This is a genomic window from Komagataeibacter europaeus LMG 18890 (assembly GCF_000285295.1).
GTDB lineage: Bacteria > Pseudomonadota > Alphaproteobacteria > Acetobacterales > Acetobacteraceae > Komagataeibacter > Komagataeibacter europaeus.
In genome coordinates this window covers 1-24,218 of record NZ_CADP01000045.1, presented here as the reverse complement: position 1 = coordinate 24,218, position 24,218 = coordinate 1, and the positions used below count along the sequence as shown (strand labels likewise).

At 62.9% G+C, this 24,218-nt stretch carries 24 protein-coding genes and 1 tRNA gene; 13 read left to right on the top strand and 12 right to left on the bottom strand.

The genetic code is table 11. The features are described 5' to 3' along the window. Positions 1 to 341 (top strand): transposase (locus GEU01_RS12840; protein WP_019084659.1); only part of this gene is annotated, 341 nt, incomplete at its 5' end. 631 nt (positions 342 to 972) lie between these two features. Here the strand turns inward: GEU01_RS12840 and der are convergent. The 4 genes from der to GEU01_RS12815 form a co-directional block, all read right to left on the bottom strand. Then, positions 973 to 2,397 carry a ribosome biogenesis GTPase Der gene (gene der, locus GEU01_RS12830; RefSeq protein WP_010507796.1) on the bottom strand — a complete coding sequence of 475 codons (1,425 nt, stop codon included), beginning with the start codon at positions 2,395 to 2,397 and terminating at the stop codon, positions 973 to 975. 16 nt (positions 2,398 to 2,413) lie between these two features. After that, positions 2,414 to 3,787 carry a PQQ-like beta-propeller repeat protein gene (locus tag GEU01_RS12825; RefSeq protein WP_019086416.1) on the bottom strand — a complete coding sequence of 458 codons (1,374 nt, stop codon included), beginning with the start codon at positions 3,785 to 3,787 and terminating at the stop codon, positions 2,414 to 2,416. 40 nt (positions 3,788 to 3,827) lie between these two features. Continuing rightward, a complete protein-coding gene (locus GEU01_RS12820) occupies positions 3,828 to 4,523 on the bottom strand; it encodes a hypothetical protein (RefSeq protein WP_019086415.1) in 696 nt (231 codons plus the stop codon). A gap of 212 nt (positions 4,524 to 4,735) precedes the next feature. Continuing rightward, on the bottom strand, positions 4,736 to 5,650 hold the full coding sequence (locus GEU01_RS12815) for a glycosyltransferase family 9 protein (protein ID WP_019086414.1): 915 nt from the start codon (positions 5,648 to 5,650) through the stop codon (positions 4,736 to 4,738). Positions 5,651 to 5,735: 85 nt separating this feature from the next. Between GEU01_RS12815 and ygfZ the strand changes: the two genes are divergently transcribed. From ygfZ to GEU01_RS12800, 3 genes are read left to right on the top strand one after another with little or no spacing between them, the layout of a single operon-like run. Beyond that, positions 5,736 to 6,566 carry a CAF17-like 4Fe-4S cluster assembly/insertion protein YgfZ gene (gene ygfZ / locus GEU01_RS12810; protein ID WP_026018724.1) on the top strand — a complete coding sequence of 277 codons (831 nt, stop codon included), beginning with the start codon at positions 5,736 to 5,738 and terminating at the stop codon, positions 6,564 to 6,566. Positions 6,567 to 6,604: 38 nt separating this feature from the next. Further along, positions 6,605 to 7,024: a phosphoribosyl-AMP cyclohydrolase gene (hisI, locus tag GEU01_RS12805; protein WP_019086412.1), complete on the top strand. Its 420-nt coding sequence runs from the start codon at positions 6,605 to 6,607 to the stop codon at positions 7,022 to 7,024. Continuing rightward, positions 7,008 to 7,247 carry a hypothetical protein gene (locus GEU01_RS12800; RefSeq protein WP_081499965.1) on the top strand — a complete coding sequence of 80 codons (240 nt, stop codon included), beginning with the start codon at positions 7,008 to 7,010 and terminating at the stop codon, positions 7,245 to 7,247. The genes hisI and GEU01_RS12800 overlap by 17 nt, the downstream gene beginning before the upstream one ends. On the opposite strand, the gene lpxB is transcribed toward GEU01_RS12800, so the two are convergent. The 6 genes from lpxB to rpmI form a co-directional block, all read right to left on the bottom strand. Next, entirely contained in the window at positions 7,192 to 8,415 is a 1,224-nt protein-coding gene (gene lpxB / locus GEU01_RS12795) for a lipid-A-disaccharide synthase (RefSeq protein ID WP_019086410.1), read from the bottom strand. The genes GEU01_RS12800 and lpxB overlap by 56 nt on opposite strands. Before the next feature lie 273 nt (positions 8,416 to 8,688). Further along, the gene (gene pstS / locus GEU01_RS12790) at positions 8,689 to 9,735 is read right to left on the bottom strand and encodes a phosphate ABC transporter substrate-binding protein PstS (RefSeq protein WP_019086409.1); all 1,047 of its coding nucleotides are present in this window, start codon (positions 9,733 to 9,735) and stop codon (positions 8,689 to 8,691) included. After that, positions 9,716 to 12,178, bottom strand: a complete 2,463-nt coding sequence (pheT, locus tag GEU01_RS12785; RefSeq protein ID WP_019086408.1) for a phenylalanine--tRNA ligase subunit beta — start codon at positions 12,176 to 12,178, stop codon at positions 9,716 to 9,718. Before pheT ends, pstS begins: the two co-directional genes overlap by 20 nt. Before the next feature lie 3 nt (positions 12,179 to 12,181). After that, the gene (pheS, locus tag GEU01_RS12780; protein ID WP_019086407.1) at positions 12,182 to 13,252 is read right to left on the bottom strand and encodes a phenylalanine--tRNA ligase subunit alpha; all 1,071 of its coding nucleotides are present in this window, start codon (positions 13,250 to 13,252) and stop codon (positions 12,182 to 12,184) included. Between the two features lie 190 nt (positions 13,253 to 13,442). After that, a complete protein-coding gene (gene rplT, locus GEU01_RS12775) occupies positions 13,443 to 13,799 on the bottom strand; it encodes a 50S ribosomal protein L20 (RefSeq protein ID WP_010507784.1) in 357 nt (118 codons plus the stop codon). Positions 13,800 to 13,813: 14 nt separating this feature from the next. Beyond that, the gene (rpmI, locus tag GEU01_RS12770; RefSeq protein WP_007400447.1) at positions 13,814 to 14,017 is read right to left on the bottom strand and encodes a 50S ribosomal protein L35; all 204 of its coding nucleotides are present in this window, start codon (positions 14,015 to 14,017) and stop codon (positions 13,814 to 13,816) included. 225 nt (positions 14,018 to 14,242) lie between these two features. Here rpmI and GEU01_RS12765 point away from each other — a divergent pair, with 225 nt between their 5' ends. From GEU01_RS12765 to GEU01_RS12750, 3 genes are all read left to right on the top strand, one after another. Further along, on the top strand, positions 14,243 to 14,971 hold the full coding sequence (locus GEU01_RS12765) for an SDR family NAD(P)-dependent oxidoreductase (protein ID WP_019086406.1): 729 nt from the start codon (positions 14,243 to 14,245) through the stop codon (positions 14,969 to 14,971). Positions 14,972 to 15,140: 169 nt separating this feature from the next. Then, a complete protein-coding gene (locus GEU01_RS12760) occupies positions 15,141 to 16,127 on the top strand; it encodes an AAA family ATPase (protein WP_019086405.1) in 987 nt (328 codons plus the stop codon). A gap of 413 nt (positions 16,128 to 16,540) precedes the next feature. Then, positions 16,541 to 16,960, top strand: coding sequence for a hypothetical protein (locus GEU01_RS12750; protein ID WP_026018723.1), 420 nt, complete (start codon positions 16,541 to 16,543; stop codon positions 16,958 to 16,960). Between the two features lie 572 nt (positions 16,961 to 17,532). On the opposite strand, the gene GEU01_RS12745 is transcribed toward GEU01_RS12750, so the two are convergent. Next, positions 17,533 to 17,606 (bottom strand) — tRNA-Gln (locus tag GEU01_RS12745). A gap of 165 nt (positions 17,607 to 17,771) precedes the next feature. Between GEU01_RS12745 and GEU01_RS12740 the strand changes: the two genes are divergently transcribed. Further along, positions 17,772 to 18,902 carry a Ppx/GppA phosphatase family protein gene (locus tag GEU01_RS12740; protein WP_019086402.1) on the top strand — a complete coding sequence of 377 codons (1,131 nt, stop codon included), beginning with the start codon at positions 17,772 to 17,774 and terminating at the stop codon, positions 18,900 to 18,902. 12 nt (positions 18,903 to 18,914) lie between these two features. Further along, positions 18,915 to 19,679, top strand: a complete 765-nt coding sequence (locus GEU01_RS12735) for an RlmE family RNA methyltransferase (protein WP_019086401.1) — start codon at positions 18,915 to 18,917, stop codon at positions 19,677 to 19,679. Positions 19,680 to 19,709: 30 nt separating this feature from the next. Here the strand turns inward: GEU01_RS12735 and GEU01_RS12730 are convergent, their stop codons facing one another. Next, positions 19,710 to 20,618, bottom strand: coding sequence for an ROK family protein (locus GEU01_RS12730; RefSeq protein ID WP_019086400.1), 909 nt, complete (start codon positions 20,616 to 20,618; stop codon positions 19,710 to 19,712). A 123-nt stretch (positions 20,619 to 20,741) separates the two neighbouring features. Between GEU01_RS12730 and GEU01_RS12725 the strand changes: the two genes are divergently transcribed. The 4 genes from GEU01_RS12725 to dxs all read left to right on the top strand — a co-directional run. Next, on the top strand, positions 20,742 to 21,008 hold the full coding sequence (locus GEU01_RS12725; RefSeq protein WP_019086399.1) for a sulfurtransferase TusA family protein: 267 nt from the start codon (positions 20,742 to 20,744) through the stop codon (positions 21,006 to 21,008). A 101-nt stretch (positions 21,009 to 21,109) separates the two neighbouring features. Beyond that, on the top strand, positions 21,110 to 21,340 hold the full coding sequence (locus GEU01_RS12720) for an exodeoxyribonuclease VII small subunit (RefSeq protein ID WP_010507770.1): 231 nt from the start codon (positions 21,110 to 21,112) through the stop codon (positions 21,338 to 21,340). 8 nt (positions 21,341 to 21,348) lie between these two features. After that, a complete protein-coding gene (locus tag GEU01_RS12715; RefSeq protein WP_026018721.1) occupies positions 21,349 to 22,284 on the top strand; it encodes a polyprenyl synthetase family protein in 936 nt (311 codons plus the stop codon). Positions 22,285 to 22,289: 5 nt separating this feature from the next. Further along, positions 22,290 to 24,218: 1-deoxy-D-xylulose-5-phosphate synthase (dxs, locus tag GEU01_RS12710; RefSeq protein ID WP_019086397.1), on the top strand; the 1,929-nt coding region annotated here is incomplete at its 3' end.

Here is a 24,218-nt window from a genome sequence, read left to right as displayed (position 1 = left end):
TCTGCAACCTGCACGGCATGCAGCTCCATCTCGCGGAGATTTCACGCACGGTCGCGCAGGGCGCTCACGCCGTCCTCATTGTGGATCAGGCCGCATGGCATACCAGTCAGAAGCTGGATGTTCCCTACAATATCACCATTCTCCCGCTGCCTCCCCGGGCTCCTGAACTGAACCCGGTGGAAAATCTCTGGCAGTTCCTGCGCAATACATGGCTCTCAAACAGGATCTTCAGAACCTATGACGATATCGTTGATATCGCCTGCCATGCCTGGAACCAGCTCGTCAATCAACCATGGCGCATCATGTCAATCGGACTGCGCAATTGGGCTCATGGGTTATAGCAATCAACGGTTGGTATCAGAAGTCATTTTTTGAGATAGAGATGAAACTTGCAGCAATGTGGATTGCGGACATGAATGTATGCATGCACCGGTCGTAACTGGTTGCGATAAGCCGCCAGTTTTTCAGCTTTGCGAACATGCTTTCGCATCAGATGGCGCTTTTATAGAGATACCGGTTGCAAGGTGATTTTGATTTCCGGTTCTTCTTTGGTGGAATGCAGCAGGTGATATTTCGTTAGAGACCGCTTGGAAACTCAGTTCATGACAGGCACCTGAAAACTAAAAGACATTTTTAGTAAAGCTTTTTGGGAAAAGGCGCCCCGAAAGAACTTTTATTGTCTTTTACCAATGCGTTGTTTTCAAACAGTCTCTTAAACAAGAGACCGCCTTTTATCAGGCCGAAAGGGCGGAAAAAACCTTTTTAAAGCGGCGAGGCCGCTGTCCGGTGCGTTTGCAGGTGTGTCACATCAATCATCAAATACTTCAACGGGCCAGCCTTTTCCATCAGGGCTGTAAAAATCCGTGTCATCTGATTTTCAGGTCATCAAAACAGATCACTCACAGGATTGCCACCATGCAAACCTGTAAATCACCAATCGCCTCTCATTCAATAAATTAACAGGGCCTGAGCCTAGCTTCTGGCGTAGGGATTGCTTGACGCGCGCAGCAGCAGCCGGATTGGCGTGCCGGGCAGGTCGAAGGTCTCACGCAGGCCGTTGACCAGATAACGCTGGTAATCCTCGGGCAACTGGTCCGTACGGGTGCCGAACACGATAAACGTGGGCGGGCGGGCCTTGGCCTGCGTGATGTAGCGCAGCTTGAGCCTGCGGCCATCGACCAGCGGCGGCGGATGGCGTTCAATCATCATCTCGAACCACCGGTTCAGCGCACCGGTCGCGACACGGCGGTTCCAGATGTCATAGGCGCGACGCACGGTCGGCAGCAGTTTGTTGATCCCCGCCCCCGTCATGGCGGAAAACGCGACGACGGGTATGCCGCGCATCTGCGCCAGCGACGTCTCGATACGGTCCTTGATGGCCTGCCGGGTCGCGGCCCGGTCCTCCACCGCGTCCCATTTGTTCAGCGCCAACACGCAGCACCGGCCTTCACGTTCGATCAGGCGGGCGATCTGCAGGTCCTGTTCATGCACCCCCAGCGTCGCATCAAGCACAAGGATGACGACCTCCGCCATTTTCAGCGCCTCGATCGAGGCGGAGACGGACATCTTCTCCAGCGTCTCGTCAATCCGTGCCTTGCGGCGCAGGCCGGCGGTGTCAACCAGCTGGATCGGCCCCTGGTCATCATGCAGCATGACGGCAATGGAATCGCGCGTAAGTCCCGGCTCCGGACCGGTAATCATCCGTTCCTCACCCAGCAGGCGGTTCAGCAGCGTGGACTTGCCCGCATTGGGACGGCCGACAATGGCAAGACGCAGCGGACCGGGGGGACGGATATCCTCCTCTTCCTCACCTTCCGCCTGTTCGCGGCGGGTGCGGCGGTTGGCTTTTTGCACCGGCGGCAGGTCGGTAGGCGGCAGGCGGTCGGCGATTTCGGACATGAGGTCGGCAACACCTTCCCCATGCTCGGCCGAAATGGCCAGCGGCGCGCCAAGGCCCAGCGAAAATGCCTCCATGGCCGCGGCGGCGCCCTGCCGGCCCTCCGCCTTGTTGGCGATCAGCAGCACGGGCCGGCCCTGCCGGCGCAGCCAGTTGGCGAAATGCTCATCCGCCGGTGTCAGGCCACTGCGCGCATCAATGCAGAACAGCACAAGGTCCGCATCCGCCACCGCGGATTCGGAAGATGCCCGCATACGGCCGTACAGCGTGTCGGGGGCCGCTTCTTCCAGCCCCGCCGTATCGATGATGCGAATGGCGCGGCCACGCACGACGGCCTGCCCTTCCTTGCGGTCGCGGGTTACGCCGGGGGTATCGGCCACAAGCGCCTGCCTGCGACCGACCAGTCGGTTGAAAATGGTCGACTTACCGACATTTGGCCTGCCCGCGATCACGACAACCGGCAGCGCATCCACTGGCGCGGATGGAAAAGATGAACTCACTGCGGCAACTTTCTTTTTAACTATAGGCGATAAGGTAGCCGTTATTGTCCAGCAGTAACAGCAGATTATCCACCACGATGGGCGCGGTCGTCACCTGACCGGGCAATTTGTGCAGGGATTCGATATGCCCCTGCGCCGGATCAATGATGGCGACCCCGTTTTCGGGGAAGCTGGAAATGAACACCAGCTTGCCCCCCGCCAGCAGCGGGCCATTCCACACGATACCACGCTTCTGCTTGTCGGAATTTTCGTACTGGCGCAACTGCGTGATCCAGCGGACATGGCCCGAAAGCCGGTCAAGGCAGGCCACCTGCTGGTCCATGGAGATAAGGAAGATCCAGTCCCCGATCACCAGCGGCGTGTTCTGCCCCGAAATGCCGCGTTCCCACAGCCTGCGGCCCGAACGCATGTCAATGGCCACCAGCACCGCGCCGGTGCTTATGGCATAGGCCGTGCCATCGGCAATGACCGGCATGCCATGCACGCACGAAAAATCGATCAGCGCCTGCTGCCCGTTGGTGCTGCCCAGCGTGTCGGCCCACACCACTTCGCCACCTTCGGCACGCAGCGCCACCAGGTCGCCCGAGCCGAAACCGGCCAGCACGACACCATCCGCCACGGCCGGGGCGGGCTGGCCATATATGATGGTATCGGCGGCGGTTGCCGCGTATGTCCACAGCACGTTGCCGTTTTCGGCATCAAGGCAGTACAGGTGTTCGTCAATGGTGCCAAGGAACAGGCGGCCATTGACGACGGTGGGCGCCGACCGGCCGGGGGTCTGGATATTGACCCGCCATTTCAGCTTGCCCGTCGCGGCATCCAGCGCCAGCGCCTGACCTATGCCGTCAACAACATACAGCGTATCGCCATCGACACTGATCCCGCCGCCCAGGTTGTCCGAACGCATCGTGCGCGGCTTGGGGTTGTATTCCCACAGCTTGTGCATGGCGGGCCAGCGGTAGGCCCGGATCACGCCCTGTGCATCCATGACGAAAATACGGCCGTTCTGGACCACCGGCGGCGCCTGGATGATGCCGCGCCCGCTCGTACCCAGGGCGACGTAATACAGGGGCTCCGGTTCGGAAATGCCGGCACCGATGTCATGCGTCCATTCATGCTGCATGGTCCCGCGCCAGGCGATGTCCATGCCCACATGGTCGGGATTGACGCCCGATTGCGGCCATGCGTTCAGCGCCGTGGGGGCGGGCACGGTCACGGCCTGCGTTTCATCGGGGTCAACCGTCAGGCCGGCCTTGGTCTGGAGCACGTCGGAACGGTGGCCGATCAGCAACGGCTTCTTTTTCTGTGCACTGGAACAGGCCGCCAGGGCGGGCAGCAGCGCAGCCCCGGCACCAAGTAACGCGTGGCGGCGGCTCAGGGCTGGTTTCATGGTTTTCCTGTCTGTGGGCATGGGGGTGTCATGGGTCGGGCTAGCCACCTGCGTCCGCCCCCATGGTCTGCAGCATGGCTTCGGCACGGTTGCGCACGCCATCGGTTACGGACATGTCCATGGTCAGGCGTTCCAGCCTGGCGCGGGCATCCGCTTCCTTTCCGGTGCGCAGGTCAAGCATGGCCTCGGCCTCAATGGCCTGGGCGCGCCATGGCTGGCCCGCGCCATCAAGCACCGCAAGGCGTGAACGCAGGGTGGCGGGATCGCCGCTGTCGATCTGGTGCTGGACCCACAGCAGGCTGGCGAGCGAGGCGATGACAGGGTCGGTGGCATGTTCCTGCGCCACGCCATCCCACAGGGACAGGGCGGCAGGCAGGCTGCCGCTGTTGGCCAGCAGGGCCGCGCGTTCCATCCGCGCAAGGATGCGCAGCGGTGGCCGCGCCCTGCCATCCAGCGCCTCAAGTTCCTGCAGCCCGGTTTTCTGGCGTGCGGTCAGCGGGCCATCGATCCCCCCGTTGTCGGGCGCGCGGGCGGTATCCTGCATTGCGGTGAAATAGGCTGCCGAGACCGCCGCATCCGCCTTGTGCGCGCGGGAGACGGAATACTGCCACCCCCCGGCCCCGATGCATACCACCGCGACCACGGCGCCCGCGACAACCAGATAGCGGCGCGCCAGCGCCCGGATGCGTTCGGCACGGATTTCCTCATCGACTTCCGTGAAGATGTCGTCAGCCACGTTCCTGTCGTTCCCTGCTCGCTTGCGCGGCGCCATGCGCACGGCGCGTCGTAATTGTCGGCCCCACCATATCCGGCCTGAAACGGCACGGCAAACCACCATGTCAGGATGGATGCGCCATCATGGGCCACCCTGCCTGTCCGATCACATAGACCGACCCGTTTTCCACCGCCAGCCGTAAGGATGGTGGAAATGCAAAAAGTTCGGGTTTTTCACCGTTTCCGTCCCCATCTGTCACGCAGCAGCGCCCGGGCGGTGGTCACGACCTGCGCAACAGCCAGGCCTTCCATCGGGGCATTGCCCACCGGGCCGGGGGCCATGGCCACGCGTGCCCACGGTCCGGATGGCGCATATTCCGACGCCCGGCTGCGCCCGAACAGGCCCAGCGTGGGAATCCCGCACGCCGCCGCCAGGTGCATCAATCCCGAATCATTGCCGATGAACAGCGTGCAGCGTCCCAGCAGCGCCGCCACCTGTGTCACCGACAGGTTGCCCCCCGTATCCAGCGCATCAGGCAACTGATCCAGTACGGCCTGCGCGCGCGCGCGTTCGCCCTGCCCCGGTCCGTACAGGATCACCGGCCGCAGGGATGGATCATCTTCATGAAGCGCCCTGAACACCGCGACAAACCGTTCGGCAGGCCAGATCTTGCCATCCCAGTTGGCAGTGGGGCCCAAGGCGATCCAGCGCGGCCCGTCGGGCAGCATTTCGGCAGCCTGCGCACGTTCCGCCACACTGGTCCACACAACCGGCAGGGGTGCCGGGTCAAGACCCAGCAGGTTGCCGATATGGGTAATGCGCCGCCCCGGCCTGCGCCCGCCGCGCATGACATGGCGCGTGCCGACGCGCAGGAAATAGCTGACAATCGACCCGCGCAGGTCCACGCACAGGTCCCATTTCATCCCCCGGCACTGCCGCCACAGTTCCAGCCAGTGGCGGTCCCATGGCTGCTTGACCATTTCGATGGTGCGTACGCGGCGTGGCATATGCGCGAACAGCCCGGCCGCCACCGGCCCGCAGGCAATGGTGAAATCCGCCTGCGGATAACGCCGCAGCAGCGTGTCCAGCAGCCCGGTGGACAGGATGGCATCCCCCAGTCGGGTGGATGTGATGAACAGGATATGCATTTTCGTGGTGCTAGTCAGATTTTGCTTATGTGCCAACCTCTCTTTACCCCTTGCCTGCGGGCACGGGCATGGCCAGATTGCGCATATGGCCAGAATTGCTCATCTTCCTGATCGCGCCGTGCTCAGCATTTCGGGCGCGGATCGCGTCTCCTTCCTGCAGGGACTGGTGTCCAACGACATGACAACGGTCGCACCCGGCCGTGCCGTGTGGACCGCCTTCCTGTCGGCACAGGGCAAATGGCTGGCCGATTTCTTTGTCTTTGCCGACCCCGAGGGCGTGCGCCTGCTGGTCGATTGTGACGCGACACAGGCCGCCATGCTGCGCCAGCGCCTGTCGCGCTACCGCCTGCGCGCGGATGTGGAGATCAGCGAGACGGGATACGCCGTCCACGCCGCATGGGGGGAAGACTTTACCGCACCCGAGGGCTATCCCGCCGCCCCTGACCCGCGCCTGCCACAGGCAGGGTGGCGGTTCCTGCTGGGTCACCCCGTTGCCAGCCCCTCGGCGGATGATGTCGATTATGACCACCTGCGCCTGTCGCTTGGCCTGCCTGATGGCGTGCGGGACTGCGAAAGTGGCAAGACCCTGCTGCTGGAAGCCAATTTTGACCAGCTGAATGGCATTTCATGGACCAAGGGTTGTTACATGGGTCAGGAACTGACCGCGCGCACCCGGTATCGTGGGCTGGTGCGCCGTCACCTGCTGCCGGTAACGTCCCACCATGAACTGCCCGCCCCCGGCACGCCCATCCTGTCCGGCACGGCCACGGTGGGGGAAATGCGTTCCTCCCGCGACAAGGTCGGCATGGCGATGATCCGCAACGAACACATCAACGATACGGACCTGACCACGGAAGGGCACGCGCTTCACGTGCATGTGCCCCAGTGGTTTGCCCTGCCCGCCAGGGCGGAATAGCAATACGTCCACCCTGCTTTTTTCAAGGTTAGAGAGACATGCCCTATACTCCCCCGGACCAGGCGGTTCGTGCGGCCATGATCGACCGGGTCAAGTTCAATGAAGACGGCCTGATCGCGGCCATCGCCCAGCAGCATGACAGTGGCGAGGTGCTGATGCTGGCATGGATGAATGCCGAAGCACTGGATGAAACGCTGCGCACCGGCCGTGTATGCTATTATTCACGCAGCCGCCGTGGCCTGTGGCGCAAGGGCGAAACATCGGGACAGGTGCAGACGCTGCTTGACGCCCGCCTGGACTGTGACCGTGACGCCGTTCTGCTGCTGGTGGACCAGAAGGGTGTTGCCTGCCATACCGGACGGCGCAGCTGTTTCTACAATGCACTGCGCCCCGAAGGGATTGTGGAAATAACCCAACCGGAAATAGCGGCGGAGGCGCTCTATGGCAAAAAAGCCTGACAGAACAGTGGTGGATGACGAGGAAAAGCGCGAGCAGATCAGCAAGCTGGTCTGGATCGGCATTACCGTGCTGGGCACCATCATCATGGGCGTATTCATGCTACGCGCGGAACTGCACGCCCTGATCACGGAAAACGAGCCACTGCCGCCCGGTGCCTCAGCCCCCGCTACGCCGGGTGCGCCCCCGCCCCCTGCACCGGGGCAGGCGCCAGCAAATCCATGATCTCGGCCGCCGCAGCCTGCGCCGGCTCCGCACCGGGTCCGCGCAGAGCGGCGCGGATCCGGCCAAACCCCGCCCGCTGCAGGCTACGGCTCTGCTGATCCGCCAGCAGGCGTTCAACGGTCTGCGCCAGCAGTTCGGGCGTGCAGCGTTCCTGCAGCAGTTCAGGCACCAGCCTGTGGCCTGACAGCAGGTTGACCATGGCCACGTACGGCACCCGGATCAGCCGCCGCGCCATGGCGGCAGTCAGCGGATTGACCCGGTAGGTCACCGCCATGGGCACATTGGCAATGGCCAGTTCCAGCGTGGACGTGCCCGATTTGGTCAATGCCGCATCGGCTGCGGCGAACGCGTCATGCTTGTCATCCACATCCGTCACGATAATCGGCCGCACCGGCCATTTCGCAACACCCCTGCGCACGATATCCGCAATGACCGGGGCGACCGGCACCACGGGTACGATACCGGGGGCGCGCGCCTGCAGGATGGCCAGCATGCGCCCGAATACCGGCAGCAGGCGCGGCGCTTCGGACCGGCGGCTGCCGGGCATCAGCACCAGCACCGGCGCATCCGCCGCAATACCGTGGCGGGCGCGAAAGGCGGGACCGGAGCCGGTATCCGCCCCGGACTGCAGCACGGGATGGCCGACAAAACGTGCCTCGATCCCGTGGCGGGCGAAGAATTCGGGTTCAAACGGCAACAGGCACAGCATGCGTTCCCATAGGCCGGGAAATTCGCGCACCCTGTGTTCACGCCATGCCCAGACCTGCGGGGCGACATAATGCAGGCGGGGAATGGACAGGGGCGCGATCCGACGCAGCAGCCGCAGGGTAAAGCCGGGACTGTCGATGGTAATGACCAGATCGGGCCGCCGGTCGGTAATATCCGCCACCGCCTGATCCAGCCTGCGCGACAGGTGCCGGATTTTGGGCAGCACTTCCATCAGGCCCATGACGGCAAGGTCACGCAACGGGAACAGCGTATGCAGCCCCTGTGCCTGCATGCGTTCCCCGCCAATCCCGGCAAACCGCACATTGGGGCATAGCACGCGCAGGGCCGCCATAAGGCGACCGCCCAGCACGTCGCCACTCGCCTCCCCAGCCATGATCCAGATGGTGGGGCTGATGGAAACCGGCGTGGACGACGCGCGCGTGGGGGAAGTATCAGTCATGCCTGACCGGCTTATCGTGTCGGATCAGGTAGCGCAAATGCCTGTTGTAAAAACAGGGGACGGAACCCACGCCCGCCGGTGTCTTCCCGCCCCAAACAGATCCATTGATAAAAGGTAATGAAAGTTTTTGGGGGACGCCTTTTTTCAAAAAGGCGGCGTTCTTTGAGGCTTTTTGAAAAAAGCTTCACCAAAGACTTCTTCATGATTTTCAAGGCATCGCACAAATTACAGGCGGCTCCACCACGGCACTGGCATGCCGTGGCGTTCTTTTTTTCAGTGCGTTTTAAGCAGGTCGCGTATGGTCACCCGGATATCATCCGGCAACGGGACATAACGCAGCGTGAGGGCCGCGTCATTACCGTGCTGCATGCTCCAGTCAAAGAACGCACGCACCGCCCTGCCCTGTGGCGTATCGGCCCGGTCGGTCGGGATCAGCACATAGGTCGCGGCCATGATGGGCCATGCGCCCGGACCATCCCCATCCAGCACATCGGCGGAATGGCTGTCATCGCCCGCCCAGTGCGCAGTGGTGACGGCCTGCGCGAAACTGTCCGGCCCGGCAGAGACCAGGTCGCCATGATGATTGCGCATTTCGGCAATCGCCATATGGTTGCCCGCCGCATAGGCATATTCCAGATAGCCGATACTGCCTTCGGTATTGCGCACGGCGGCGGCGATGCCGTCATTGCCACGCGCGCCCTCGCCCACCGGCCATTCAATGGATGTCCCGCTGCCCTGCGCCTGTGCCCATCGGGGGGAAACACGGCCAAGGTAGGACGTAAACACGAACGTCGTGCCCGACCCGTCCGCGCGCCGCACCGGGGCCACCTGGATGGCAGGCAGGGGCAGATCCGGGTTTTCCGCAACAATGCGGGGATCATTCCACATGGTGATGTCCCCCGCATAAAGTTGCGCCAGCAGTTCCCCTGTCAGGTGTAGCTGACTGCTATCCACGCCGGGCAGGTTCACCACCGGCACGATCGCACCCATGACCGTGGGAAACTGGATCAGGTGGAACTGCGCCAGTTGCGCCGCCGTCATGGGTGCGTCGGATGCACCGAAATCCACCGTGCGGGCCTTGACCTGATTTTGCCCCGCGCCCGATCCGATGGTCTGGTAATTCAGGCGGATATCCGTCGCATGTGCGGCCCCTTCCCCCCATGCCCCATAAATGGGCGCGCCGAAGCTGGACCCGGCCCCGATGATTTCAGTGGCATGGGCGGTTGTGGCACCAACCAGGCCCAGCGCCACCGCTGCCCCCAGCCCGATGCCGCGACGGGCGCCGCGCACCCGGCGCCGTTCAGCCACGCAGGACGGCATTGCAGCTTTTCTGTGCGGCTGCGACCACCCGATCACAGACAGCTTCGATTTCCGCATCGGTCAGGGTCCTGTCCATTGGCTGAAGGGTTATCTCCACGCCCAGCGACTTGTGCCCCGCCGGGATCTTGTCGCCCTCGTAAACATCAAACAGGCTGACGGCCACAATCAGGTTGCGCTCGGCCCCCCTGACGGCCTTCAGCAGCTTTTCCGCCGGGATATCGGCCGCCACCACAAAGGCGAAATCACGCTTGAGCGGCTGGAAGGTGGACAGCGCGGGTGGCGCCCTGCGCTTGCGCCTGGGTTCGGGAACCGCATCGGGATACAGCGTGAACGCACATACCGGCACGTCGATGCCACGCTTCGCCAGCAGGGCGGGATGCAACTGCCCGAAATGCCCCAGTACCAGCTTCGGCCCCTGCCGGATCACGCCCGAGCGCCCGGGATGGTAATAGGATGGAGCATCCGTGGTAATGCCCAGCCCCTCCATCGCGGCCCCCATGGCGGACAGTCCCGCCAGCGCATCGGCCTTGGCCTGCCACAGGTCCACCGGTTGCGCCGCCTGTCCGGGCAGACGGGGGGAATGGCCGCTACGGATCCCGGCGGCCACCAGCTTCTGCCCATCGGGGCCGAAACCGGGGCCGACTTCAAACAGGCCAAGATCGGGATAGCCACGCGCCGCGTTGCTCTTTACCGCCGCCAGAAGGTTGACCAGTGGTGTGGGCCGCATCTGGTCCAGATCAGCCGCAATCGGGTTGAGCAGATGCAGGTCCGTGGGCGTCTCACCAAATTCGGCCGCCTGTTCCTGTGCTACAAACGAAAAGCCTACCGTTTCCAGCAACCCGCGCGCGGCAAGCTGGCGACGCAGGCTGGCGACACGGCTCTGACGCGGGGTGAAGGCCGGCACCGGCACGGCGTTGCCCACCGGCAGGGACACGGCAGGCACGCTGTCCAGGCCACGCAGGCGCAGCACTTCCTCGATCAGGTCCACTTCGGGGTCAATCGCCCCCGCTCCCTCGGCGGCGGCCTGCGCGCGGGCGGGCGGCAGGTCGGGCTGCTGGTCCAGCAGCATGGGCGTTGCGATGTCATTGCGCCACGATGGCACATCCACCACCACATGCCGCGCATCGCATTCGCGCACCCTGAACCCAAGACCTTCCAGCAGATGCACGGCGTGATCGGGTTCTTCCACCAGTCCGCCCAACGTTTCCAGACGGGCGAATTCCAGATGCGCCTGCCGCTGCCATGCCGGTTCAGCCCCAGCGGAAACCACGCTGCCCGCCTCCCCGCCACACAGGTCAAGGATCATGCGCGTCGCGGCTTCCAGCGCCGCGGGCGGCATTGCCTGATCCACACCACGCTCGAACCGCTGGCGTGCATCGGAATGCAGGTTGTGCCGCCGCCCCGACAGGGCAATGATCACCGGATCGAACAGCGCGCATTCCACGAATACATCCGTGGTGTCATCACTGACGCCGCTTTCAGCCCCGCCCATGATACCGGCCAGCGACTGCACGCCGCGCGCGTCGGCAATCACGCAGTCATCGGGCGTCATGACATGTTCGCTGCCATCCAGCGCGGCAAAGGTTTCGCCAGCACCTCGGCAGATGGTCAGTTCATTGCCCATCAGTTTGTCCACGTCGAACACGTGCAGCGGCCGGCCAAGGTCGAAAGCAAAGAAATTGGTGATGTCCACCAGCGCGGAAACCGGGCGCAGGCCGACGGATTCCAGCCGCTGCTTCAGCCATTCCGGGCTGGGACCGTTCTTCACGCCACGAATGACGCGCCCCAGTACCCACGGGCAGGCTTCGGGGAAGGTAATGCGCCAGTTGATGGGGGGTTCAAAGCGCCCTTCCACCGTTTCCGCAAGCCACGGCTTCAGGGTGCCAAGACCCGCTGCGGCAAGGTCGCGCGCAACTCCACGCACCGCCAGCGCGTCGCCACGGTTGGGGGTGATCGCGATATCGATGACCGGATCATCCAGTTTGGCAAACAGGGGATAGGACTGCCCCGGCGCGGTGCCTTCGGGCAGTTCGGCAATGCCGTCGCTTTCCTCGCCCAGTCCCAGTTCACGCAGCGAGCACAGCATGCCGCCACTGGCCTCCCCCCGCAGCTTGCCAGCCTTGATGGTGATGCCGCTGGCGGGAATGAAGGTGCCGGGCGGGGCAAAAATCACATGCAGGCCAGCACGCGCGTTGGGTGCGCCGCAGACGACCTGCACGCGTTCGAACCCCTCGCCCGCATCGACCTGACACACGCGCAGGCGGTCGGCATTGGGGTGCTGGACCGCTTCGACAATGCGGGCGGTGCGGAAGGAGGCAAGGGACGCGCCGGGGTCTTCAACGCCTTCGACTTCCAGCCCGATGGTATTCAGCGTGGCGCAGATTTCTTCCACCGTCGCCGTGGTCTCAAGATGCGTGCGCAGCCATGACAGGGAAAACTTCATCGATCACAGACCTTCGTGCAGCAGGGCGGGAGACAGGGGACTGGTGCCGTAATGGCGCAGCCAGCGGACATCGCTTTCGTAAAACGACCGCAGGTCGGGAATGCCGTGGCGCAGCATGGTCAGGCGCTCGATCCCCATGCCAAAGGCAAAGCCCTGCCATTCCCGCGCATCCAGCCCGCAATTGGCCAGCACGCGGGGGTGGACCATGCCGGCGCCCAGTACTTCCAGCCAGTCATCACCCGCGCCGATCTGGCCGGTTTTACGTGACCAGCCGATATCGATTTCCATGGATGGCTCGGTAAAGGGGAAATAGGACGCACGGAAGCGCACCGGCAGGTCCGGCATCTGGAAAAACGCGCGCAGGAAATCCGACAGGCAACCCTTGAGGTGGCCCAGCGTGATCCCCTTCTCGATCACCAGTCCCTCGCACTGATGGAACATGGGCGAATGGGTGGCGTCATGGTCGGCGCGGTAGGTGCGACCGGGGGCGATGATGCGGATGGGTGGTTCATGCCCCAGCATGGTGCGGATCTGCACGCCCGATGTCTGGGTGCGCAGCACGCGTTCGGGCTGGCCCTCGGCTTCGGGCGGCAGGTAGAAGGTGTCCTGATCCGTACGGGCGGGATGGTGCGATGGCGTGTTCAGGGCCGAGAAATTGTGCCAGTCGCTCTCGATATCCGGACCTTCGGCGATCTGGAAGCCCATTGCGCCGAAAATGGCGGCCATTTCCTCGATCGTGCGGGTGATGGGGTGCAGGGCGCCTTCCGCTTCCGGCGCGCAGGGCAGTGTCACGTCCACGCGCTCGGCCGCCAGGCGGGCATTCAGCGCCGCTGTCTCCAGTTCCTGTCCACGCGCCTCGATCAGGCGGGTCAGTTCGTCACGCAGGCGGTTCAGCGCGGCACCCCGCGTGCGCCGCTCATCCGGTGTCATGCGCCCAAGCTGCTTGAGGAGTGCGGTCAGCTTGCCCGACTTGCCCAGCGTGCCGACGCGCACCGCGTCCCATTCGCGCTGGTCGGTCGCGGCAGCGAGTGCCTGAACTGTCTGTTCCCTCAGGGTTTCGAGATCGTCACTCATAGCACCTCGCACAGGCTCACGTCGGGCGGGCTGGCAAAGGGATATCTACCGGCGGGCCAGACCCGGCGCATGGAATTGTGCCCGCCACCACCAACGGGTGCGGCACGGGCATTGCATTAAAAACAAAACGGGCCGTCCGTTGGGACGACCCGTTTCGTGGACCTGTCGCCACGCGGGCGTAGGACAGGGATCAGGCCAGAGCGGCCTGCGCCTTCTTTACGATTTCAGCGAAGGTTGCTGCATCGTCAAAAGCAATGGCGGCGAGGACCTTGCGGTCGATCTCGATGCCGGCCTTGTCCAGACCGTTGATGAAACGGCTGTAGGTCAGGCCATGTTCACGCACGGCCGCATTGATGCGCTGGATCCACAGGGCGCGGAATTCACGCTTCTTGTTGCGGCGGTCGCGGTAGGCGTACTGGAGTGACTTTTCCAGACGTTCCAGCGCGATGCGGTAATTGGTGGAGGAACGGCCCCGAAAACCCTTGGAGAGTTCGAGAACCTTCTTGTGGCGGGCGTGGGTGGTTACGCCGCGTTTCACACGTGCCATATCTCAGGTGCTCCTTATGCCAGACCGTAGGGAGCCCACTGCTTCACAGTGCGGCCGTCCATTTCCGTCAGCACCTGCGAACCACGGTTCGTGCGCTTCATCTTCTGCGAGCGGTTGATCAGGCCGTGGCGCTTGTTGCCGGGACCTGCCAGCACCTTGCCGGTGGCGGTGATCTTGAACCGCTTCTTGACCGATGACTTGGTCTTCATCTTGGGCATTTTCTTCTCCTGAATGTCTGGTGCCCGTGTTCCCGCCCGCTGTTCAAGGCGGACGTAAACACTCCATTGCGGCCGGGCATGCCCTACAGGCCCGGACGCGCGAACAGGCAGGCTATAGACAACCCGCACCCCGCGATCAAGTCCCTTCGCACACATGCGTGTGCTTTCCCCCGCCCGTGCGGTGCTGTAGGGGAAAAAGACAGGTTGGAAACAGGAGAAAACACAATGACACAACGCGTTGCCTACATTACCGGCGGCAGCCGCGGCATTGGCGCCGCCATTGCGAAATCACTGGCGAAGGATGGCTATGACATCGCCATTTCCTATGCCCGCAACGAACAGGCGGCCCAGAAGACGATCGAGGAAGTCCTGGCGATGGGCCGCCGGGGCATGGCCATCCGCTGCGATGGCGAAGGCAATGGCAACCGTGCCGCCATCCAGCGCGTGGTGGCCGAGATGGGCCGGATCGACGCGCTGGTATGCAATGCCGGCATCTACCCCTATGGCGACGTGGCCGAGATGACGGACGAACAGGTCGATGCGGTACTGGGCCTTAATGTCCGCGCCGTCATGATCGAAACCATCGAGGCCGCGCGCCACATGACACAGGGCGGTCGGATCATCCTGATCGGATCGACATTTGCCGACCGTTCTCCCTTCCCCGGGATTTCGCTGTATTCGGCGTCCAAATCGGCGCTGAACGGGTTTGCCCGGGGTGCCGCGCGTGACCTTGGCCCGCGCGGGATCACCATCAACGTGGTCCAGCCCGGCCCGATCGACACGGACATGAACCCCGCCACCGGCGCTGCGGCCGACATGCTGCGCAGCTTCATGTGCCACAAGGAATACGGCAAGGTCAGCGACATCGCCTCCGTTGTCTCGTTCCTCGCCAGCCCTGCAGCCAGCTTCATCACCGGCTCCGCCCTGACAACGGATGGTGGCCTGGCCGCCTGACCGGGTGGATGCGTGCGGGCATTGCCCCGCGCGCATCAGCCACGACGCCATTTGTTGTGGAAACGGCCTGACCATCCATGATAGGGACAGGCCATGAAAAAATTCCGCCTCCTCATACGACCGTGCACTCCAGCCAGATGGAATGTAAACGGGATAATGAGGACAGCAGATGCCAGAATCGGACGATTTTGATTTCCTGATCGCACTGGAAAGCGGTGCCTACGACGAAGAGAAACCGCCTCCTCTCTCCGAAGCGGTGCATTACCAGTCCGACCCCTATAATTACATCCGTGTTCTGCCGGAACATTACCAGTTTCCGGAGCACAGACGCAAAACCCAGCCCGATCCGTATGAATCGGTCCGCAGGCTTGCGCATCCCCTCAAGCTGCACGAACCGGACAATATCCGCGCCCGCATTCAGGAAGTGGAGCAGGCCTGCCCCCACGCGCTGGCGGCCGTACGGGCCATGGCGGAAACCGACCTGAAATGGCTGGAATGGGGCACGTCCGGCATCGCGCGACCCGTCATGCTGGTCGGGCCACCGGGATGCGGCAAGTCCACGGTGGCGCGGATGTATTACCGCATGCTGGGTTATGAGGTCATGACCATGAATGTCGGCGCGATGGGCGATCCCCTGTCCCTGACCGGCACGCACCAGACATTTGGCGACGCCAAGCCATCCACCATCGTGGAATACCTTGCTGCGACCGGGCTGGCCAATCCGTGTATCATCCTTGACGAAGTGGACAAGGCCCCGACCGATGGCCGGTTTGGCAGCGTGCAGAATGCCCTGCTGCAATTCCTGGACATTGGCGAGTGCAGGCAGTTCCGGGATGCCTTCCTGAACGTGCCGGTTGATGTCAGCCGCGTGCGGTGGGTCCTGACCGCCAACGACCTTTCCACCGTGTCGGAACCGCTGAAATCGCGCTGCCATATCATTCATATGGACAGCCCGGATGCCACGCACGCCCCTGCCCTGGCCATGAACATCATCCGTCAGATCGAGCAGGACCGGAACCTGCGCCCGGGCTGGTTCACGCTGGATGGGATGGAACGGCGCGTACTGGCACGGAATTTTACCGGCGACATGCGCGCGCTGCGGCGCATGGTGGAAATCATTGTGGACCAGCAGGTCAGGCACTGGGCGAAATGCTGACCCGGCAGGGGTCTTGATTCACTGCCGTGAGCAGATAATGGATGAGACCCCTGCCCCATCCTCACTTTAGCGCAAAGGTCGGGCGCATGCCCTGCATGTCCATGCCTGCATCCCGGTCCCACCATGTTTTCTGGGAACCAATGCCCGCGACCATACGAAAAACAGCCTGACAGACAGCCCGTCAGTGTCAGGCATTGCCCATACTTCCATTGCGACTGAAAATGAATAGGCACTGGTAAAAAACCGTTCATATGCAGAAAAAGGAGCCTGTACCAAAAAGGGAATACCTTCCGTATGAAAATATTCACCTTTCAGGCAGAACTTATCCATTCCGGAACAGGCTGAAAAACGGTTATGTAATACCGATACCATGACGCCACTACCGGCGAAGGTTCCATATGGAAGGATATGAAATGATGAAAAATGGCTTGCTGCTGGCTGGCATGATGACCGTGGCGCTGTCCGCCGGCGCCCATGCGGAAGATGTTTCGTGGGCCGACAACCAGTATCCTTCATCCATCATGAAAGGCCCGCACGCGCCTGAAATCATTGCAGGCATCCACAAGATCGCGGGAAATTACGCCAAGACCATCATCAACTTCCTGTCCGTTGAAACCGGCCCGGCCCATGTCGTAAACGGCATTGCCTATCTTGACGGATGCCAGCCACACATGTGCATGAATTTTGCGACCATTGCCTTTGATGGTGACGGGAATTACTGGGGATACCTCGAGAACATGGACGCAAACTATACCCATCCATACAAAAAGACATTCGGCCATCCGCCTGCCGAAGTCCTTACACTGCTAAAAAACCGAGGTAATCAGAAGTAATATTTTGCATTTCTGATAAATCATTAAAAACAAAAAAAGTTTTTGGGCGCTGCCTTTTTGCAAAAAGCTTTACCAAAAATTTCTTATGATTTCAGGTTATTTCCTGATCTGACTTTTCAAACAGCCTCCGGCTTCACCATTTTTATAAATGCGTGAACCGGGCTGCAATTATCCGCACGGTAAAAACGCAGCAAAGGGCGATACAGCCCCAGTCCCGACCGCCAGTGTGTCAGGACCTTGACCCGCACCGATGCTTTCCACCCCGATGACATGGCAAGACAAGGTCCAGACCGGCTACGGACTGCATGCTTTGGGTAGCCAAGGACAGAACCCGGCAAGCCCACCCGCATCGGGCAGCACTTTCCCACCCCGCCATTCAACTCGCCGCTTCACCGGGGATAAAAACGCACCCGGGGTCAAACGCGGTCAGGCATCCATCAGTCGAAAATCAAACATGGCTACCATGCGCACCATTGGCGCACGCGCATGCAAAATCGGATGCATTGCCTACATGTAGCCTGAACAGGACATGTCAACTGCATCAGAAAATATATGATATTTGTGGTAAGAAATGGCTGGGGGACCTGGATTCGAACCAGGGCTGACCGGGTCAGAGCCGGTAGTTCTACCGCTAAACTATCCCCCAGCAAGGAGAGAGCGGCGCGGTGCGCTGCGGTGATCAGGCATATAGCCGCCAGCCGTTTTGGGCGCAACCCCCGTGTTGTCTTTTTCGTAAATTTTCTCTTTTGGCTTGCGTTTCACGCAGAACACTCAACACAATAGGTAATACCTTGGCCGTCAACGGGTTTGGATGAACATGGTCCAGCAGACGCTCAGCGCAAAGATACGCCAGCACGGGAACACCCCTTCCCCTGCATCCGCGATGGATCGCCGCGTCATGCGCGCACCACTTTATGCCGCCATTGATCTTGGCACGCATAACTGCCGCCTGCTGATCGCCCGCGCGGGTGAACAGGGCCTGCGTGTGATTGACAGTTTCAGCCGCGCCGTACGCCTGGGCGAAGGGCTGCACCATTCCGGCCAACTGGCGGAAGCGGCGATGGAACGCACCATCAATGCCCTGCGCACCTGCGTGGTGCGTATGGGCCTGTATGACCTGCACAGCCACCGCGCCATCGCGACCGAGGCCTGCCGCCGCGCAGGCAACGGCATGGATTTCATCGCCCGCGTCCTGCATGAAACCGGGCTGGACATCTCGGTCATTTCCGCGCGTGAGGAAGCCGAACTGGCGCTTGCCGCCTGCAATTCCCTGCTGCAGTCCCACCACCAGGCCACCGGGCGGGGGTTATTGTTCGACATCGGCGGCGGATCAACCGAAATCGCATGGGCGCGAATCGACCGCGCCGTCGGACGGCACGACCTGTCAGGCTATGTCAGCCTGCCGACCGGCATCATGACCGTGGGCGAACGCCACGGGGCGGACATCTTTACCGACCGGGGCTATCGCGCCGTGGTCAGTGAGATCAGCGACATGCTGCGCGGATTTGACGACGTACACTGCATTACCCGTGAAATTGCCCGCGACAACGTCATGCTGCTGGGCACCAGTGGCACCATCACCACGCTGGCCAGCCTGGCGCAGGGGCAGGACCGCTACGAACGCGCGGGGATTGACGGCAGCACCCTGTCTGTTCCCCATGCGCTGGCCCTGGTGGACAGCCTGCGCCGGTCGGGCATGGACGGACTTGCGCGCAATCCCCTGATCGGCGCGGAACGTGCGCGCTACATCATGCCCGGCTGCGCCATATTCGAAGCCATCGCCACCACATGGCCCATGGCCGAAGTCACGGTGGCCGACCGGGGATTGCGTGACGGACTGCTTTTACGCATGATTGGGGACCGCAGGCGCCGTGGTGGCCTTTCCACCCCGCTGCCTTCCTTCCCCCTGCATAATCGTATGGAGCACCGGGTCAGTACCTGACCGCGTCCCGTCATGAAACAGCGTTCTTCTACCCGCATACCGGGCAAGGCCCGTACCAGCAGTCTGACACCCGGCACCGGTGACAGCAGCACGGACGGACGCGCCGCACAGGCCAACCGCACCAAGACCGTCACGGTCAAGAAAGCGCGCGGCCGCACCACCGCCCAGCACCGCTGGCTGCAGCGCCAGCTTAACGACCCGTATGTGCAGGCCGCCCAGAAACAGGGCTGGCGTTCCCGCGCGGCCTTCAAGCTGATCGAACTTGATGACCGCTTCCATATGATAAAGCCCGGCGCGCGGGTGGTTGACCTTGGCGCCGCCCCCGGTGGCTGGACGCAGGTCGCGGTCAAGCGCGGGGCGGCCGAAGTGGTCGGCGTTGACCTGCTGCCGGTTGACCCGGTGCCGGGGGCAACCATCATCGAAGGGGATTTCAATGATCCCGACATGCCCGACCGCCTGACCGGGCTGCTGGGCGGGCGCGCGGATGTCGTGATGTCGGACATGGCCCCCAACACCACCGGCCATGCGCCGACCGACCACCTGCGCATTATCGGACTGGCGGAACTGGCGCTGGATTTCGCCACCCGCATCCTCGCCCCCGATGGCACGTTCGTGGCCAAGGTGTTCCAGGGCGGGTCGGAAAAACAGATGCTGGCGGACCTCAAGCGCATGTTCACGCAGATCCGCCACGCCAAGCCCCCGGCCAGCCGCAAGGAATCGAGCGAGCTTTACGTAGTGGCCACGGGCTTCCGCGGCCGCGACAGCGCCGAAGGCTGAGCGCAGGCCGCACCGACTGGCCCCAACGGGTCAGTCAACGTGATGGTCATCCCACAGCCATGCCGCACCGCGCACACCCGAACTGTCACCATGGCGGTTGCGCACGATCGGCGTGGTGCAGTTGGGGGTAATGACATAGCGGCGCATCAGGCGCGGCACGCGTTCATAGATCGATTCAAGGTTGGACACCCCGCCACCCAGCACGATCACGTCGGGGTCCATGAAGTTGATCGCCATGGCGCAGGCACGCGCCATGCGGTCCATGTAACGGTCCAGCGCGCCGATGGCGGTCAGGTCGCCGGCCTCGGCTTCCTGTTCGATATGGGCCGCACTCCGGTGGCCGGGGCCTTTCCAGTCCTGCGCCAGCGCCGAACCGCTGAGGAAGCGTTCCATGCACCCTTCGTTCCCGCAGAAACACTTGGGCATGGGAAATTCTTCCAGCCGCGGCCACGGCAACGGCACATGGCCCCATTCACCGGCAATGTGGTTGTGACCGATCAGCAGTTTCCTGTCGATCACGATCCCGGCCCCCATGCCGGTGCCGATGATCACGCCAAATACGCTGTGATGGTCCGCCCCCGCCCCGTCAATCGCCTCGGACAGCGCGAAACAGTTCGCGTCATTCTCGATCCGGACATCGCGGCCAAGCGCGGCCGTCATGTCACGGATCAGCGGCTGGTTGTTCAGCCACGTCGCATTCGCATTCTTGATGACGCCCGTATCGGGGCTGATGGAACCGGGAATGCCGATTCCCACCGTGCCCGTACCGCCCAGTTCCTGGTCCACCCCATGGATCAGGTCACACATGGCCCCAATGGCGGCGGGATAGTTGCCAGGATTGGAAATGCGCCGACGCACGCGTTCGGTTCCGTCCTTTCCCAGGGCTGCGATTTCGATCTTGGTGCCCCCAAAATCAATTCCAATACGATAGGTGGCCATCCAGAGTCTTTCTTTCATCATGTTTTATCAGTGGCGCATTTTCTTTTATGATCGTACCTGCACGCAACAGCAAACCCTGATGCACAAGCATAGCTGCCCACCACCAAGGAGACATGGTCCCCCATGAGTGAGATCCTGCTAGACGCGCGCGGCCTGACATGTCCCCTGCCCGTGCTCAAGGCCAACCGCATGCTGCGCGGCCTGCCACCGGGCGCACGGCTGCGCGTGATCGCGACCGACCGGGCATCCGTTGCGGATTTTCAGGCCTTCTGCCGCGAAACGGGCCATGCCCTGATCGCATTTGGCGAGGAAGGCGGCACGCTGTCCTTCGTCATCCGCCGCAGGCACGATCCCGACACCACGGCCGCAGATACCCCGCGCCCCGCATAGGTGCCAAAATAGCGTAAAACCAGTTGTCCCCTTGGCAGGATGCCCCCCGAGGATGTAATGCCTGCGCCAGCCAAGTTATTTTCAGGAAGCACCACCAGCAGATGACCGACGACCTGACCAACCTTTCCTTCGAGGACGCCCTGGCCGAACTTGAAGCCATCGTGCGGCAGCTCGAGGTCGGCCAGCCAAGGCTGGAGGACGCGATCACGTCCTATGAACGTGGTGCTGCCCTGCGACAGTACTGCCAGAAAAAACTGGACGAGGCCGAGGCCCGCGTTCAGGCGATTGTCCAGCGTGCGGATGGCACGCTGGATGCAAAACCGATGGATTGATGCACCAGATGAGCCAAACAACAGCAACCTCGTCCCAAACAGACAGTGCGGATCGCATGGTCCGTCTGCGTGCATCCATGTCCGCGCGCGCCAAGGCGATCGAGGGGATGATCGACCGCCTGCTGCCCCGCGTTGAAGGGGGCGAGGCCCGCCTGATCGACGCCATGCGCTATGCCACACTGGGCGGCGGCAAGCGTCTGCGTGGCTACATGGTGGCGGAAGTCGCCAGCCTGTTCAAAGTGGCGGCCGAAGGGGCGGACCGTGTCGCAGCCTCGGTCGAGATGCTGCATGCCTATTCGCTGGTGCATGACGACCTGCCCGCAATGGATGATGACGACCTGCGCCGTGGCCAGCCTTCCACCCACCGCAAGTTTGATGAGGCAACCGCCATCCTCGCCGGTGACGCGCTGCAGACCATGTCGTTTGACATCCTCGCCAGTCCGCTGACGCATGACAGCGCGGACGTGCGCATCAACCTTGTCCGCGCACTGGCCGATGCGTCTGGTGCGGCAGGCATGGTCGGTGGCCAGATGATCGACATGGAAGGCGAAGGCCGCGCGCTGTCGCTGGAAGAAGTCGCCCGCCTGCATGCGCTGAAGACCGGCTGCCTGATCCGTTATTCGGCCGAGGCCGGGGCCATTCTGGGCCAGGCCAGCGACGACGCGCGCAAGCGCATTTCCGCCTATGGGCGTGACCTGGGCGCGGCCTTCCAGATTGCCGATGACGTGCTGGACGCCACCGCCAGCGCCGAGGAACTGGGCAAGACCGCGGGCAAGGACGAAGCCGCTGGCAAGTCCACCTATGTCGCCCTGCTGGGCGTGGATGGTGCGGCGAAGGAAGCCCGCCGCGTGGCGGAACAGGCCCTATCCCATATCGACATCTTTGGCCCCGAGGCTGATCGCCTGCGCGATCTGGTCCACTACGTGGTCGAGCGCAGGAACTGATTGACATGACCGACAGCAAGACGCCCGCCGACATTCCGACCCTTGGGCGCTACCCCCAGCTTGACCGGGTGCGCACGCCGCATGACATGCGCAACCTTTCGGTGGAGCAGCTGAAGCAGCTGGCGGAGGAACTGCGGTCCGAGACGATCGATGCCGTGTCCACCACCGGCGGCCATCTTGGCGCGTCGCTGGGCGTGGTGGAACTGACGGTGGCGCTGCATGCCGTGTTCGACACGCCTGATGACCGGGTGATCTGGGATGTCGGCCACCAGGCCTATCCACACAAGATCCTGACCGGGCGGCGCGAGCGCATCCGCACCCTGCGCCAGCCGGGCGGGCTGTCGGGCTTCACCCGGCGCAGCGAGAGCGAATACGACCCGTTCGGCGCGGCGCATTCCTCGACCTCCATTTCCGCCGGCCTCGGCATGGCCGTCGCCCATCACCTGCGCGCGGAGGAAGACCCCTCCTACCGCGAGCGCAACGTGATCGCGGTGATCGGCGATGGCTCGATCTCGGCGGGCATGGCGTACGAGGCCATGAACAACGCCTCGCATTGCGGCCCGGGCGCCGAACGCCTGATCGTGGTGCTGAACGACAACGAGATGTCGATCGCCCCCCCGGTGGGCGCGATGTCGAACTACCTGTCGCGGCTCATGTCGTCGCGCAAGTTCCTGTCCTTACGCGAACTCGCCGCCAAGATGGCCAAGCGCCTGCCCGGCCGCCTGGAACGCACGGCGAAGAAGGCGGATGAATACGCGCGCGGCATCATGACCGGCGGCACGCTGTTCGAGGAACTGGGCTTCTATTATGTCGGCCCGGTTGACGGCCACGACATGAACCAGCTGGTCCACATCCTGCGCAACCTGCGCGACGCCGAGGATGTCGGCCCCGTCCTGGTCCACGTCATCACCGAGAAGGGCCATGGCTACACCCCGGCCGAATCGGCGGGCGACAAGTACCATGCGGTCTCGAAGTTCAACGTCGTGACCGGCGAGCAGAAGAAGGGCCCGTCCGGCCCGCCGAGCTACACCTCGGTCTTTGCGAAGGAACTGGTGCGCCAGGCCGCGACCGACGACAGGATCGTCACCATCACCGCCGCCATGCCGTCGGGCACGGGGCTGGACAAGTTCGCAAAGGCCTATCCCGACCGTTTCTTTGACGTCGGCATTGCCGAACAGCACGCCGTGACCTTCGCCGCCGGCATGGCGACCGAGGGGCTGCGTCCGTTCTGCGCCATCTATTCCACCTTCCTGCAGCGCGCCTATGACCAGGTCATGCATGACGTGGTGCTGCAGAAGCTGCCGGTGCGCTTCGCCATTGACCGCGCGGGTCTGGTCGGCGCCGATGGCGCGACCCATGCCGGCGCGTTCGACATCGCCTATCTCGGCTGCCTGCCGGGCATGACGCTGATGGCGCCCAGCAACGAGCTGGAACTGCTACACATGACCGCGACCTCCATCGCGTTTGACGAAGGCCCGATCGGCCTGCGTTACCCGCGTGGCGCAGGACTTGGGCTGGAGCTGCCGGCCGCGGGCCAGATCCTCGAGATCGGACGCGGGCGAATCGTGCGCGAAATGACCCGCCAGTCCGGCCCCGAACAGGGCGGCATCGCCATCCTGTCGCTTGGCCCGAGGCTGGAGGACGCGCTGAAGGCCGCCGACATGCTGGCGGCCCAGGGCCTGTCCCCCACCGTGGCCGACGCCCGCTTCGCCAAGCCGATCGACACCGCCCTGGTCGAACAGCTGGCGCGCAACCACGCCGTGCTGATCACGATCGAGGAAGGATCGGTTGGCGGATTCGCAAGCTATGTCATGACCCATCTGGCCAGAACCGGCCTGCTGGACCGCGTGCGCTTCCGTCCCATGACCCTGCCCGACCGCTTCATCGACCACAACACGCAGGCCGCACAGTACCATGAGGCCGGGCTGGATGCG